At 58.7% G+C, this 14,376-nt stretch carries 14 protein-coding genes and 1 pseudogene; 14 read left to right on the forward strand and 1 reads right to left on the reverse strand.

What is annotated here, in order from left to right:
• Window positions 1–17 precede the first annotated feature (17 nt).
• From KVH01_RS24975 to phnN, 10 genes and pseudogenes are all read left to right on the forward strand, one after another.
• Entirely contained in the window at window positions 18–773 is a 756-nt protein-coding gene (locus KVH01_RS24975; RefSeq protein WP_043050433.1) for a heme ABC transporter permease, read from the forward strand.
• A complete protein-coding gene (gene ccmD / locus KVH01_RS24980) occupies window positions 770–946 on the forward strand; it encodes a heme exporter protein CcmD (RefSeq protein WP_043050432.1) in 177 nt (58 codons plus the stop codon). Before KVH01_RS24975 ends, ccmD begins: the two co-directional genes overlap by 4 nt.
• Window positions 943–1,410, forward strand: coding sequence for a cytochrome c maturation protein CcmE (gene ccmE, locus KVH01_RS24985; protein WP_043050431.1), 468 nt, complete (start codon window positions 943–945; stop codon window positions 1,408–1,410). The genes ccmD and ccmE overlap by 4 nt, the downstream gene beginning before the upstream one ends.
• A 3-nt stretch (window positions 1,411–1,413) precedes the next feature.
• Window positions 1,414–3,399 carry a heme lyase CcmF/NrfE family subunit gene (locus tag KVH01_RS24990; protein ID WP_217883269.1) on the forward strand — a complete coding sequence of 662 codons (1,986 nt, stop codon included), beginning with the start codon at window positions 1,414–1,416 and terminating at the stop codon, window positions 3,397–3,399.
• Entirely contained in the window at window positions 3,396–3,932 is a 537-nt protein-coding gene (locus KVH01_RS24995; protein WP_057014552.1) for a DsbE family thiol:disulfide interchange protein, read from the forward strand. Before KVH01_RS24990 ends, KVH01_RS24995 begins: the two co-directional genes overlap by 4 nt.
• The gene (locus tag KVH01_RS25000) at window positions 3,929–4,402 is read left to right on the forward strand and encodes a cytochrome c-type biogenesis protein (RefSeq protein WP_217883270.1); all 474 of its coding nucleotides are present in this window, start codon (window positions 3,929–3,931) and stop codon (window positions 4,400–4,402) included. Before KVH01_RS24995 ends, KVH01_RS25000 begins: the two co-directional genes overlap by 4 nt.
• Window positions 4,395–5,579: a c-type cytochrome biogenesis protein CcmI gene (ccmI, locus tag KVH01_RS25005; RefSeq protein ID WP_217883271.1), complete on the forward strand. Its 1,185-nt coding sequence runs from the start codon at window positions 4,395–4,397 to the stop codon at window positions 5,577–5,579. Before KVH01_RS25000 ends, ccmI begins: the two co-directional genes overlap by 8 nt.
• 15 nt (window positions 5,580–5,594) lie before the next feature.
• Entirely contained in the window at window positions 5,595–5,990 is a 396-nt protein-coding gene (locus KVH01_RS25010) for a hypothetical protein (protein ID WP_043050426.1), read from the forward strand.
• A gap of 266 nt (window positions 5,991–6,256) precedes the next feature.
• Window positions 6,257–6,453, forward strand: a pseudogene (locus tag KVH01_RS30075) (alpha-D-ribose 1-methylphosphonate 5-triphosphate diphosphatase); the annotation flags it as partial.
• A complete protein-coding gene (phnN, locus tag KVH01_RS25015) occupies window positions 6,453–7,025 on the forward strand; it encodes a phosphonate metabolism protein/1,5-bisphosphokinase (PRPP-forming) PhnN (protein WP_217883272.1) in 573 nt (190 codons plus the stop codon). The pseudogene KVH01_RS30075 and the gene phnN, both read left to right, overlap by 1 nt.
• An 836-nt stretch (window positions 7,026–7,861) precedes the next feature.
• On the opposite strand, the gene KVH01_RS25020 is transcribed toward phnN, so the two are convergent.
• Window positions 7,862–8,578 carry a hypothetical protein gene (locus tag KVH01_RS25020; protein WP_217883273.1) on the reverse strand — a complete coding sequence of 239 codons (717 nt, stop codon included), beginning with the start codon at window positions 8,576–8,578 and terminating at the stop codon, window positions 7,862–7,864.
• Window positions 8,579–8,816: 238 nt separating this feature from the next.
• Here KVH01_RS25020 and KVH01_RS25025 point away from each other — a divergent pair, with 238 nt between their 5' ends.
• From KVH01_RS25025 to KVH01_RS30490, 4 genes are all read left to right on the forward strand, one after another.
• On the forward strand, window positions 8,817–9,440 hold the full coding sequence (locus tag KVH01_RS25025) for a M10 family metallopeptidase C-terminal domain-containing protein (protein WP_217883274.1): 624 nt from the start codon (window positions 8,817–8,819) through the stop codon (window positions 9,438–9,440).
• Window positions 9,441–10,357: 917 nt separating this feature from the next.
• Entirely contained in the window at window positions 10,358–12,052 is a 1,695-nt protein-coding gene (locus KVH01_RS25030) for a M10 family metallopeptidase C-terminal domain-containing protein (protein WP_217883275.1), read from the forward strand.
• 299 nt (window positions 12,053–12,351) lie between these two features.
• Window positions 12,352–13,254: a hypothetical protein gene (locus tag KVH01_RS30085; protein ID WP_225924350.1), complete on the forward strand. Its 903-nt coding sequence runs from the start codon at window positions 12,352–12,354 to the stop codon at window positions 13,252–13,254.
• Window positions 13,184–14,302 carry a M10 family metallopeptidase C-terminal domain-containing protein gene (locus KVH01_RS30490; RefSeq protein WP_318836586.1) on the forward strand — a complete coding sequence of 373 codons (1,119 nt, stop codon included), beginning with the start codon at window positions 13,184–13,186 and terminating at the stop codon, window positions 14,300–14,302. Before KVH01_RS30085 ends, KVH01_RS30490 begins: the two co-directional genes overlap by 71 nt.
• The last annotated feature ends 74 nt before the right edge of the window (window positions 14,303–14,376 follow it).

A 14,376-nucleotide genomic window follows, 5' to 3' on the forward strand; every position in this document is an offset into this window, starting at 1 on the left:
CCGTGATGGAAACTGCAATGAACTGGACCTGGTTTCACAAGCTCGGCTCGCCCAAATGGTTTTATGGCATCAGTGGCAAGCTGCTACCGTGGTTGAGCGTCGCCGCCGTGTTGCTGATCGGCATCGGCCTGGTCTGGGGCCTGGCCTTCGCGCCGCCCGACTACCAGCAAGGCAACAGCTTTCGCATCATCTATATCCATGTACCTGCCGCGATGCTGGCCCAGTCCTGCTACGTGATGCTGGCAGTGTGCGGCATCGTTGGCCTGGTGTGGAAGATGAAGCTGGCCGACGTGGCCCTGCAATGCGCCGCGCCGATTGGCGCGTGGATGACCGCCGTGGCGCTGGTCACCGGCGCCATCTGGGGCAAGCCGACCTGGGGTTCATGGTGGGTGTGGGACGCACGCCTGACCTCGATGCTGATCCTGCTGTTCCTGTACTTCGGCCTGATTGCCCTGGGCAACGCGATCAGCAACCGCGACAGCGCCGCCAAGGCCTGCGCGGTGCTGGCGATTGTCGGGGTGATCAACATCCCGATCATCAAATACTCGGTGGAGTGGTGGAACACCCTGCACCAGGGCGCCACCTTCACCCTCACCGAAAAACCGGCGATGCCCGTGGAAATGTGGGCGCCGCTGCTGCTGATGGTGTTGGGGTTCTACTGCTTCTTCGGCGCCGTGCTGTTGCTGCGCATGCGCCTCGAAGTGCTCAAGCGTGAAGCCCGCACCAGTTGGGTAAAAGCCGAAGTGCAAACCAGCCTGGGAGCGCGTGGATGAGTTTTGCTTCTTTCAGTGATTTTCTCGCCATGGGCCACCACGGCCTGTATGTCTGGACCGCCTATGGCATCTGCCTGGCAGTGCTGGTGCTCAACGTCGCCGCGCCGATCCTGGCCCGCAAACGTTACCTGCAACAAGAGGCGCGACGTCTGCGCCGGGAGACCGAAAAGTGAATCCGCTGCGTAGAAAGCGTCTGTTGATCATCCTTGCCATCCTGGCCGGTGTGGGTATTGCCGTGGGCCTGGCGATGAGCGCCCTGCGGGAGAACATCAACCTGTTCTACACCCCGACCCAGATCGCCAATGGCGAAGCCCCGCTGGACACGCGCATCCGCGCCGGCGGCATGGTGGAGCAGGGCTCGTTGAAGCGTTCCGGCGATTCCCTGGACGTGACCTTCGTGGTCACCGATTTCAACAAGGCCGTGACCATCACTTATCGCGGCATCCTCCCCGACCTGTTCCGCGAAGGCCAGGGCATCGTCGCCCTGGGCAAGCTCAATGCCGATGGCGTGGTAGTGGCTGACGAAGTGCTGGCCAAGCACGATGAGAAGTACATGCCGCCGGAGGTCACAAAGGCCTTGAAAGACAGCGGCCAGTCCGCGCCTGGCGCGAATCCGCAGCCTGCCAAGGAGGGCTAAGTGATGACGTCCGCACTGTTTATTCCGGAGCTGGGCCAGTTGGCGATGATTCTCGCCCTGTGCTTTGCCGTGGTCCAGGCCGTGGTGCCATTGCTCGGCGCCTGGCGCGGTGACCGCCTGTGGATGAGCCTGGCGCAGCCGGCCGCCTGGGGCCAGTTTGCCTTTCTCTTGTTCGCCTTCGGCTGCCTGACCTACGCCTTCATGACCGACGACTTTTCCGTCGCCTATGTCGCAAACAACTCCAACAGCGCCTTGCCCTGGTATTACAAGTTCAGCGCCGTGTGGGGCGCCCACGAAGGTTCGTTGCTGCTGTGGGCGTTGATCCTCGGTGGCTGGACCTTCGCCGTATCGGTGTTTTCGCGCCAACTGCCGCAAGTCATGCTGGCACGGGTGCTAGCGGTGATGGGCATGATCAGCATTGGCTTTTTGCTGTTCCTGATCATGACCTCCAACCCTTTCAGCCGCATGCTGCCGCAGATCCCGGCGGACGGGCATGACCTCAACCCGCTGTTGCAGGACATCGGCCTGATCGTGCATCCGCCCATGCTCTATATGGGCTACGTCGGCTTCTCCGTAGCCTTTGCCTTCGCCATCGCCGCCTTGCTTGGCGGGCGTCTGGATGCGGCGTGGGCGCGTTGGTCGCGGCCATGGACCATCGTTGCCTGGGCCTTCCTCGGTATCGGTATCACCCTGGGCTCATGGTGGGCCTACTACGAACTTGGCTGGGGCGGCTGGTGGTTCTGGGATCCGGTGGAAAACGCGTCCTTCATGCCCTGGCTGGTGGGCACTGCGCTGATTCATTCCCTGGCGGTCACCGAAAAACGCGGCGTGTTCAAGAGCTGGACTGTGTTGCTCGCCATCGCCGCGTTTTCCCTCAGCCTGCTCGGCACCTTCCTGGTGCGTTCGGGCGTGCTGACCTCGGTGCATGCGTTCGCCTCTGATCCCGAGCGTGGCGTATTCATCCTGATCTTCCTGCTCTTTGTAGTGGGTGGCTCGCTGACCCTGTTTGCCCTGCGCGCGCCGGTGGTCAAGAGCCAGGTCGGCTTCAACCTGTGGTCGCGGGAAACCCTGCTGCTGGGCAATAACCTGGTGCTGGTGGTGGCCGCGTCGATGATCCTGCTCGGCACCCTGTACCCGTTGGTGCTGGATGCCCTTAGCGGCGCCAAGCTGTCCGTCGGCCCGCCGTACTTCAATGCGTTGTTCATCCCGCTGATGGGCCTGTTGATGGTGGTGATGGCGGTCGGCGTGCTGGTGCGCTGGAAAGACACTCCGGTGAAATGGCTGGTGGGCATGCTCGCTCCGGTGCTACTCGGCAGCGTTGCGCTGGCCGTGGTCGCCGGTATCGCCTACGGCGACTTCAACTGGGCAGTGCTCGCTACCTTCCTGCTCTCCGCCTGGGTATTACTGGCCGGTGTGCGTGACATCTTCGACAAGACCCGTCACAAAGGTTTGCTCAAAGGTCTGCCGACCCTGACCCGCAGCTACTGGGGCATGCAGATCGCCCACATCGGCATCGCGGTGTGCGCCCTCGGTGTGGTGCTGTCCAGCCAGAACAGCGCCGAGCGCGACCTGCGCCTGGCGCCGGGCGAGGCCATGGACCTGGCCGGTTACCACTTCGTCTTCGAAGGTGCCAAGCACTTCGAAGGGCCGAACTTCACCTCAGACAAAGGCACGGTGCGCGTCGTGCGCAATGGCAAGGAAATCGCCGTGCTGCACCCGGAAAAACGCCTGTACACCGTGCAAAGTTCGATGATGACCGAAGCGGGCATCGACGCCGGCTTCACCCGTGACCTCTATGTGGCTCTCGGAGAACCCCTGGGCGACGGCGCCTGGGCCGTGCGGGTGCATGTCAAACCCTTCGTGCGCTGGATCTGGTTCGGCGGTTTGCTCACCGGTTTTGGCGGTTTGCTCGCGGCGCTGGACCGGCGTTATCGGGTCAAGGTCAAAAGCCGGGTGCGTGAAGCACTGGGTATGGGAGCTGCGGTATGAAGCGTTGGTTGATGGTGGTGCCACTGGCGTTGTTCCTGCTGGTGGCGGTGTTCCTGTATCGCGGCCTGTACCTGGACCCGGCCGAATTGCCGTCGGCGATGATCGGCAAGCCATTCCCGGCATTCAACCTGCCGACAGTGCAGGGCGACAAGACCCTGACTCAGGCCGACTTGCAGGGCAAGCCGGCGCTGGTCAATGTGTGGGCGACCTGGTGCATTTCCTGCCGCGTCGAGCATCCGGTGCTGAACAAGCTGGCCGAGAAGGGCGTGGTGATCTACGGCATCAACTACAAAGACGACAATGCGGCGGCCCTTAAATGGCTGGCCGAGTTCCATAACCCCTACCAGCTGGATATCCGCGATGAAGACGGCAACCTCGGTTTGAACCTTGGCGTGTACGGCGCGCCGGAAACCTTCTTTATCGACGCCAAGGGCGTGATCCGCGACAAGTACGTCGGCGTGATCGACGAGGTGGTGTGGCGCGAGCAACTGGCCGCCAAGTACCAGGCCCTCGTCGATGAGGCCAAGCCATGAAGCGTCTGTTAGCCGCCGCTGTTTTGGCCATAGGCCTGGCCGGTGTGGCCCACGCTGCCATCGACACCTACGAATTCGCCAACGACGCCGAGCGCGAGCGTTTCCGCGACCTGACCAAGGAACTGCGCTGCCCCAAGTGCCAGAACCAGGACATCGCCGACTCCAACGCACCCATCGCCACCGACCTGCGCAGAGAGATCTTCCGCATGCTTGGGGAGGGCAAGGACGACCAGCAGATCATCGACTTCATGGTCGACCGCTACGGTGATTTCGTGCGCTACAAACCGGCCCTCACCGGCAAAACCGCGCTGCTCTGGTTCGGCCCTGCCGGCCTGCTGCTGGCCGGCGTCGTGGTGATGGCGGTGATCGTGCGTCGCCGCCGCGCCGCGCCGACCGATGGTTCCGATGCGCTGTCCCCTGAAGAGCGCAAACGTCTCGACCAATTGCTGGACACCAAGACTGATGATTGATTTCTGGCTCGCAGCCGGCTTGCTGCTTCTGATTGCCCTGAGTTTCCTGTTGATCCCTGTAATGCGTGGCCGCCGTGCCCAGCGTGAAGAAGATCGCACCGCGCTGAACGTGGCGCTGTATCAGGAGCGCGTTGCCGAGCTGCAAGTGCAGCAGGACGAAGGTGTATTGAACGCCGCGCAACTGGACACCGGCCGCGCCGAAGCCGCCCGTGAGCTGCTGGCCGATACCGAAGGCGTGGAAAAGCCCCGTGAATCGCGCTTGGGTAAACCGTTGCCGTTTTTGGCGGCGTTTCTGGTGCCCGTGCTCGGCGTTGTGCTGTACCTGCATTATGGGGCGAGCGACAAGGTCGAACTGACCCGCGAGTTCTCCCAGCCGCCAGTGTCCATGGCCGACATGACCCAGCGCCTGGAACGTGCCGCGGCAGCCCAGCCGGACTCGGCCGAGGGCCTGTACTTCCTTGGCCGCGCCTACATGGCCCAGGACCGCTCCGCCGATGCCGCCAAAGTCTTCGAGCGTACCGTGGCATTGGCCGGGCGCCAGCCGGAACTGCTCGGCCAGTGGGCCCAGGCGCAATACTTTGCCGACAACAAACAGTGGTCGCCCAAGGTGCAGGCGCTGACGGACGAGGCGTTGAAGCTCGACCCCAAGGAAGTCACCAGTCTTGGCCTGTTGGGTATCGCAGCTTTTGAAGGCCAGCGTTACCAAGAGGCGATCGACTACTGGAACCGCCTGCTGGCGCAACTGCCGCCCCAAGACAATTCCCGTGTGGCGCTGCAAGGCGGTATTGATCGCGCAGCCGAGAAGCTCAAGGAAAGCGGCGGTACGGTCGCGCACAAGGCGGTCATGACAGTGCGTGTGGACCTGTCCGCCGAAGTAAAGGCCAAAGCCCTGCCAACCGACAGCGTGTTCATCTTCGCCCGTGCCGTAACAGGCCCGCCGGCACCCTTGGCGGCCAAACGCGTGACCGTCGCCGACCTTCCCATCACCGTCGAACTCGGCGATGCCGATGCAATGATGCCGCAGTTGAAACTGTCCAACTTCCCCGAAGTCCAATTGGTTGCGCGCATATCCCGGGCAGGTGTTCCGACCACTGGCGAATGGATCGGCCGCAGCCAACCCCTGGCCAGCAGCACCACTGCGCCGCAGCAGCTGACCATCGACAGTCCGGATAAATAACGCGAGGAAACGCCCATGACCGCATTTGCACGCATCACCCTGCTTAGCCTGGTACTTGGCTTGAGCGCTTGTGCGGTTCACCGCCCACCGCCGGGCCCCACCGGCCCGACCATCCCGCCGTCGGGCCCGTCGACCCAGCCGAGCACCAAGCCGTCGGGCCCGGTGACCCCGCCGCCGAAGCCACTGCCAACCAAATCGCCCACCTTCGCTCCACCACCGGGCGCCGCCAGCCACTGGGACGGCAAGATGCAGGTGTACGTACTCGACGACCAGCCCGACACCTTCTACCGCCAGCGCACCTACTATCGCTGGAGCAACGGTTGGAGCCGCTCCATCAGTCCCAACGGGCCCTGGGAAGAGACCAACGTACAGGGCGTACCGCCGGGCTTGAGCAAGCAGTACGCACAATGACAAAAGGCGACCCTCGGGTCGCCTTTTTCATGGCCTTGAAATGCACTCTGCCAATCACCGCTGGGCAAATGTGGGAGGGGGCTTGCCCCCGATATAGGTTCAGTCACTGATGGAGTGAGTCAAACAGGGCGAGCTGTACGCAGGCGGTCGACCAGGGATGGAAACCTGGTTGGGGCACGACCTCCTGCGTGCAGCTCGCTCGGCATGATGGAGGCATTGCGCATGCTTGGCCGTAGGTAAAATCCTTTATTACGCGTGGCGCATACGTGGTGCGCGGTGGGTCGCACTCGGGTAAGGTGGCCGCCGTCGGCGTGGCCGATGCACGATTGCTGGATATACTTTCCTGTGACTACCCGGCCAGCCTGTTGCACGTGGCGTCTGTACTGGCTGATCAACAGGGCGGAGCCGCTAAGGCTTGCCGGTGGTACAACAAGTCTGGAGACAAGCGAAGAGGGTGTTTTGATGGCAGGCAGGTTGATCTATCTCATCGGGCCATCGGGTTCGGGCAAGGACAGCCTGCTGGATGCCGCGCGCCCGCGTTTGGTCGAGCGCGGCTGTCGCCTGGTACGCCGGGTAATCACGCGCTCGGCAGAGGCAGTGGGCGAAGCGGCACAAGGGGTGAGCCCGGGGCAGTTTGCGGCGATGGATGCCCAGGGCGCGTTTGCCTTGAGCTGGCAGGCCAATGGCTTGTCCTATGGAATTCCTCGTGAGATCGACGACTGGCTGGCAGCCGGGGACGATGTGCTGGTCAATGGCTCCCGCGCCCACCTGGCGCAGACCCGCGAGCGTTATCCGAGGTTGCTGGTGCTGCTGCTGACGGTGGATCAGGCCGTGTTGCGCCAGCGCTTGATCGCACGGGGGCGAGAATCCCAGGAGGACATCGAAGAGCGCCTGGCGCGCAATGCGCGGTTTACTGCCGAACTGATCGCTGGCAATGGCGCGGGCTTGTTTGTACTGGATAACTCCGGCCCATTGGAACATACCGTCGCCCGTCTGCTGTGCTGCCTGGATCACGGGCACTCGGTATGCGCCTGACCCTGCTCGGCAACGGCGATGCATGGCAAGTTCAGGTGTACGGTTGCGAATGCGCGGCATGCGGGTTTGCTTCGTCTGAATAGGGGGGGCTTGCGGTACGGGGTCGTGACCTCGGAGCTCACCGTATTCATTGGTAATCGCCAAGTGCGGTAAAAGTCATTCGTGTTCGATTATCCGTTTGTTGGGTAATACTGTTGTGTGAGTGTTTATCCGTGTTGTGTCATTCTGAAATTTCAAGGTTCTATGTTGCAAGGTTTAAAGGTGTGCACGTTTTGTGAGGTTTTTTAGTTGTGGGTAAATGTATTCTTGTGGTGTCGTGAAATCGGTCTAACGTACATGAAGTGACGTTTTAAGTTGAAATAGAAGAGGTGTTGTTTGGTGTTTTTGATTGTGGGAATTTAACGCCGCTTTGATCGCGTGCTCGTATATTTTCACAGCGAATTTCGCCCTCGGCAGACTACATTGATTTTAATTATTTCAACTTGGATAGGCGGATTTTAAAATGCAGGTTAATGTTTCCAGTGTGGGGTCTCGAAGTGATGGCTTTTCCAGTGCCCCAAGACAATTTAATCCTCTGAGCAGACCGAGTGAAACTAATAAGTCCAACATGGATAGTGGCCGTCAGAGTGTCTCTACTCCATGTCCTCGTAATACCCCTGCATTCAGTCCGTTCTACAGCCCGTTGGAGGGCGAGGACTATCATGTCGATAGGCATCCCTCTAGAAGTACTGATAAGAGTGTTTTCAACGGCTTTCAAGGCCGAAGCAGCGTATTAAACGGGCTGGCGGAAAATTTTAACGGATTCAGGCAGGTAATGAGTCGCTGTGGGGGATCTATCAACCCCAATCCGTGTCCACCTCCGAGGCCGTGGCCTGAACCCTGTCCAGAACCGCAGCCCAGACCTTACCCGTGTCCACCGCCAAGGCCAGAACCCTGTCCGCGCCCGCAGCCGCGGCCGGTACCATGTCCGCCGCCGCGACCGAGACCTGAGCCGTATCCTGAGCCAAGGCCGGAGCCGCGTCCGGCACCGCAGCCCAGGCCCGCGCCTTATCCGCAACCGAGGCCTGAACCGTATCCGCAACCCCAGCCAAGGCCGGAGCCGCGTCCGGCACCGCAGCCCAGGCCTGAACCGTATCCGCAGCCCCAGCCAAGGCCGGAGCCGCGTCCGGCACCGCAGCCCAGGCCCGCGCCTTATCCGCAACCGCAGCCGAGGCCTGAACCGTATCCGCAGCCCCAGCCAAGGCCGGAGCCGCGTCCGGCACCACAGCCAAGGCCCGCGCCTTATCCGCAACCGGAGCCGAGGCCTGAACCGTATCCGCAGCCCCAGCCAAGGCCGGAGCCGCGTCCGGCACCGCAGCCAAGGCCCGCGCCTTATCCGCAACCGGAGCCGAGGCCTGAACCGTATCCGCAGCCCCAGCCAAGGCCGGAGCCACGTCCGGCACCACAGCCGAGGCCCGCGCCACGTCCTGAATCGCAGCCTCAGCCAAGGCCATCTCCAGAACCATGCCCGACCCCAGAGCCGTGTCCGGAGCCTCAGCCATGTCCAGAACCATGCCCGACCCCAGAGCCGTGTCCGGAGCCTCAGCCATGTCCAGACCATGCCCGACCCCAGAGCCGTGTCAGGCCTCAGCCATGTCAGAACCATGCCCGACCCCAGAGCCATGTCCGGAGCCTCAGCCATGTCCAGAACCATGCCCGACCCCAGAGCCATGTCCGGAGCCCCAGCCATGTCCAGAACCATACCCGAGTCCAGAGCCATGCCCGGAACCCGAGCCTACACAGTGTTCACCGATGGACACCGTATACGGGTTTAACTCAAACACCGGAAATGCCGGTCGGTCCTTGGTAGCTTCCCATGACAAACCACAATTTGAAGTTGACGACAGGCAGGGTAATGACACATTCGACTTTTCCGGGTTCAGGCAGAACCAAGTCATCAATCTGGAGGCGGGTGCTTATTCAAGTGTCGGCGGAAAACCCAACAATGTTTATATCAGCCCAGCGTCAGTTATCGAAAACGCCATTGGCGGCTCCGGCAATGATCGGATAATCGGCAACGAGGCCAATAATGTATTGGTTGGGGGCGAAGGTGCAGACACGCTGCGAGGTGCAGGGGGACGCAATGTCTTCAAATACAACTCGGTAGCGGACTCTGGCTACGCAGCGGCTGATTTGCTCATTGACTTCAAGACCGGCTGGGACAAGATTGATTTATGCACCCTGGCAAACACTGCGGGAGTCAGTCTGAACTGTGTTGCCGACTTTACGGGCAAGCCCGGCGATACGGTTATTAAATACAATATGTACAGCGGTCGCTATTTTTTGGCGATCGACCTATCGGGCAACGGCAGAAGTGACTTTCTTATAAAAAGTACGCGTCCGATCAGCCCTGATGATGTCATGGGCCTGGCTTGAGTACGGCGCTGGCTGGATGATAAGCGTGAGTTGACGCTTTGCGTCAACCTCATGCCTGTCAATGCTCGTTTCAAGGAATGCCACGGCACATCTCGCTATACGCCGATAAAAATCACTATCTCGTTACCTAATGACAGGCTGGTTACTCGCTTGATACCGCGTACAAGCCTGTCAACCTGATGTGCGCTGCTGCTTTGGCGGCATCGCGCATGCGCTTGTTTCGTAGGCCTGGATCGAGCCCGCTGGCTTGATCATATCACCCGCACGTTGACTCCAACCCAAACCCAATATTGTCTTGTCCGGCGCTCTTTGCGCCAACGGCAGACGGTTGCATGCCTGTTTCATATAGGTCTGCATTTTCCTGCAGCAAATCCGCGCATGCCTGGTCATTAGGTCTTTATGCCAGTTGTTCATAGACTCGGGGTCGGCCTTGTCAGAATGATCGGTTGTGGCAGTGTATTAATTTACGGTGTGGCGAAGGCGTGGATTTAATAAGTTGAAGAAGGTAACGTTTTTCGTTCGACTCTTACTCAGTATTCTCTTGTTTAGTTGCAGCGGAGTGTAGGTAGAGGAGTTTGCACTGAAATGCCGGCTCGAAGCTGCGTCTTGGAGTGTTATCTGTTTGTGAGTAATGGGTTGCAACCGAAATGGATTATGAGTGTGTGAGTTCTTGTTTTTTCAATATAAATCAGTTGGTTGGCGCAGTTGTAGTGGCGTATGGGGTGCAGGTGTTGTTGCGGGACGTTGCGCCTCTATCGCCAAAGTATTTTGAGATTTTAGAGTGTGTCGGAGTGCACTAATTAGTGTCTGGCGGACAGCGTATCTCTGTGCGAACTTAAGGGGGTGCCGACAAGTGCTATTGCTCGTATGGAGTGGGAGTACGATGTTTTGGGTTATTGCATGAGGACTTAGGTTGTATGAAATTATCAGGACCAACCGCTATTGATGTTTCGCAAGAAAAGGATTTTGCTGCTCGGGGGGCTATGAGTTCTGAGCGGTTGAGGCCGTCCTACGCCCTCAATAGTAAAAAAGCGCTATTCACGACTGAGCAGGCTGGAAAACATATCACTCGGCGTGACTTCCGATTTCATGACCGTAATGGTGATCAGAAGATTGACCTGTCATTCCGGATTTCCAAGGAGTTCACACCGCAGCAGGCAGAACTGGCCAGGCAAGCATTGAAATCCTGGCAGGATATCGCCAACGTGACGTTCACTGAAAACGCCGCGAACCTCGACGGTCATGTTGATATCGGTGGTATGCCAGGAACCAATAACGGTGTGGCTTCACTGCCAAATCGGTACTTAAGAAATACATTCGCTAATATCGGCACGGCAGATGCGGGCACAAACCCTAGGCAGGGCGGGTTCTTTCGCCAAGTACTGATTCATGAAACAGGACATGCAATCGGGCTGGAGCACCCGGGTAAATATGATGGTTCCGGGACCTATGCAACGCACGCCGAGTATGCCGGGGACACTCGAGCCCGTAGTGTCATGAGCTATTTCTCGGAAAGGAATCAACCGGGGCATGATTTCCATTCGCTGCATCCCTCTGCGCCGATGATGGACGACATTGCTGCAGCCCAGCGGCTATATGGGGCTAATACCAATACGCGTAATACCGATACGACCTATGGGTTCAACTCCAATACGAATCGTGACGCCCTGAGCCTGAAAACGGCCAATGACAATCCTGTCTTTTGTGTGTGGGACGGTGGCGGTAACGACACGCTGGACTTCTCCGGGTTCTCTCAGGATCAGAAGATCAATCTCAATGCCGAGTCGTTTTCAGATGTGGGGGCATTGAAAGGTAATGTCTCTATTGCCAAGGGCGTCACCCTGGAGAACGCCGTGGGGGGCACCGGGAACGACGCTTTGATAGGCAACCACGTTGCCAATCGCCTGACCGGTGGAGGCGGAGCCGACAGTTTGCAAGGCGGTGGTGGTGCAGACACGTTTGTCTATGACCATACCAGTGATTCAACCCCGGATAACCCTGACGTCATCCTCGATTTCGAGAGCGGCGTGGACCGTCTGGATGTCTCTGCGCTGTTCAAAGGAACGAATATCAAGGCGCTGACATTCGGCGAGCGCCTGACCGGTCAACCTGGCCAAGCCGTGTTGAACTACGACGAGGGCAGTGGAGAGGGAAGTTTCGCCTTGGACCTGACCGGAAATGGTAGGGCTGATGTATTGATAAAGAGTATTGGCCGGATAAATGCCGATGATGTGTACCACGGCGTCAGCCCCTCGGTAGATCCTGAACCGGAGAATCCGGAGCCGGATACGCGGCCCGAGCCGAAAAAGCCGAAGGTCGATTCATTTCCGGACTCGTGTAGGCCCACGCCGAAGCCACGTCAAGATGCGTGTGAGCCCAGGCCGAAGCCACGCGCAGTCTTATGTGAGCCGAAACCAGAACGACGTGCGCCGACGCCAGCCTCATGTGTCATAAGCACGATCAACGAACGCGGGCCTAAAACTAATGCGCCTCCCATGCGGCCGGCAGTTGACGGCAAGACCGGTGCCGATCAGCGTCGATCGACATTGATGCCCGCATCTGATCAATGGGCCTTTACAGCGCGCGCATGGGGCGGATCGGTTCACGGGTGACAGCGCAAAATTTATCCAAATAAGGCGCCCTCTCCGGCAGGCAATTGCTGGTCGAAGCCTCTAAAAGTAGTGCTGAAAAGTGCCGATTATCATGGGTTGGAAGTAGTCATTTTTTTTGCACCTATCAGCAGGATGGGTGTAGGACGTATTAACAGTTTATTTATTTTATTTTTATTTAGTTGCTGGCTGAAAGGCGTTTTATCGTCAGATAGTTAGCAATTTAGTAGTTCGTAAGTGTTGAGCTTGCGGAGCGTTGGCTGTTGTTTTATATAACTAACTAACTAAGTAAGGTGTGAAGTATGGTTAATGTGAATCTATCTGGTTTGAACTCCTATGTACCTACATTAGATACGGCCCCTAAGCCATTGCCGGCGGCACCGTCGAGGGCCTATGGGGGAAAAGAGCCTGTGGGTACCTCCAACGACTCGCATTATGGAAATGATCCATCGATCTCAAAAGGGGCCAGATTGCTGAGTCTTTCTGCGCAGTCGGCAGGTGGGCTTTCCAGCCTGCAACGGCTATATGGATCGAATATGAGTCCGACTGCATCAGGTCTGCTGCAGGCTGGTGAAACAATGATCGGCAATAGGCTTCTCTTGAGTATGGGGGGAGTGGACGGCAATGTTCTGACTGCTAATTGCCTGCCTATGCCGAAGGGGGAGGAGATCAAGCCCAAAGGTGAGCAGCCCAAGCCGGCCGCTGGGGAGATCAAGCCCAAAGGTGAGCAGCCCAAGCCGGCCGTTGAGGAGATCAAGCCCAAAGGTGAGCAGCCCAAGCCGGCCGCTGGGGAGATCAAGCCCAGAGGCGGGCAACCCAAGCCGGCTAGTGAGCAAACAAGGCCAGCCGGCGATCAGCCTCAGCCATTCTGTGAAGAGATAGTGCCAAAAAACGATCAGTCCAGGCCTGCTGGTGATAAGCCTAAACCTGTCGGCTTTGACGCCAAAACAGAAGGTGGCCAGCCTAAGCCAACCGGAGCGGACACCAGGCCAACGGGTGATAAACCCAAGGTCGCACCGCAAGGGGACCAGCCCAAGGCAACCGGAGCGGACACCAGGCCAACGGGTGATAAACCCAAGGTCGCACCGCAAGGGGACCAGCCCAAGGCAACCGGAGCGGACACCAGGCCAACGGGTGATAAACCCAAGGTCGCACCGCAAGGACCAGCCCAAGGCAACCGGAGCGGACACCAGGCCAACGGGTGATAAACCCAAGGTCGCACCGCAAGGGGACCAGCCCAAGACAACCGGAGCGGACACCAGGCCAACGGGTGATAAACCCAAGGTCGCACCGCAAGCGGACCAGCCCAAGGCAACCGGAACGGACACCAGGCCAACGGGTGATAAACCCAAGGTCGCACCGCAAGCGGACCAGCCCAAGGCAACCGGAACGGACACCAGGCAAACGGGTAATAAACCCAAGGTAGCGGGTGAGGAAAACCGACCGCAAGGGGACAAGCCCAAGGTCGCCGGGGAGCAGACCAATCCCAAAATCGATCCTGCTAAGCCACAGGGCAATCAGCCGCACCCCCCAGTGGGGCCCAAGCCCAAAGCCCCGGATTCGTCTATTGACACGACCAATGTCAAGCCAACAGGTCCAGACGCACCCGTTGACACAATCTATGGGTTTAATTCCAATACTGGCAGGCCGGAAACGACGCTTACATCTGCTACGGATAAACCACAGTTCAACATCTGGGATACGAAAGGGGTCGATACCTTTGATTTCTCCGGCTTCAAACAGGACCAGATCATCGACTTGCGCAGTGGTTCGCTTTCCAGCGTGGGCGGCTTGCGGGAGAACGTCAGGATCGGTACCTCGACCGTGATCGAAAATGCAGTGGGTGGTAGCGGTAACGACCGAATCATTGGTAACAGTGCCGATAACGTGCTGGTCGGTGGTGCAGGCGCCGATAACCTGGTTGGGGGCGGTGGTTGGAACACGTTCAAGTTCAACGCTTTTTCCGACTCTACCCGCACGCAAGCCGATTTGCTGTTGGACTTCAACACGGGTCAGGACAAGATTGATCTGTCGCAAATGGCCATTGATGGCAAGGTTGCATTTAACTTCGTTGAGGAATACACCGGTAAGGCCGGCGATACCATTATCAAGTTCAACCCGCAAACAGGGCGTTACTTGTTGGCGATAGACTTGGATGGTGACGGCAAGACGGATTTCCTTATCAAGAGCACTCGAATGATCAGCCCGGAAGATGTCATCGGGTTGAACATAAGGGATGCTGGTTATCTGTAACGCTGTAATGGCGAGCTAGCAACCATCGCCTTTGGAGTAAGACAGGGCAGGACTTTTTCATATGATCAAGTCCT

The organism is Pseudomonas khavaziana, from assembly GCF_019145205.1.
Lineage (GTDB): Bacteria > Pseudomonadota > Gammaproteobacteria > Pseudomonadales > Pseudomonadaceae > Aquipseudomonas > Aquipseudomonas khavaziana.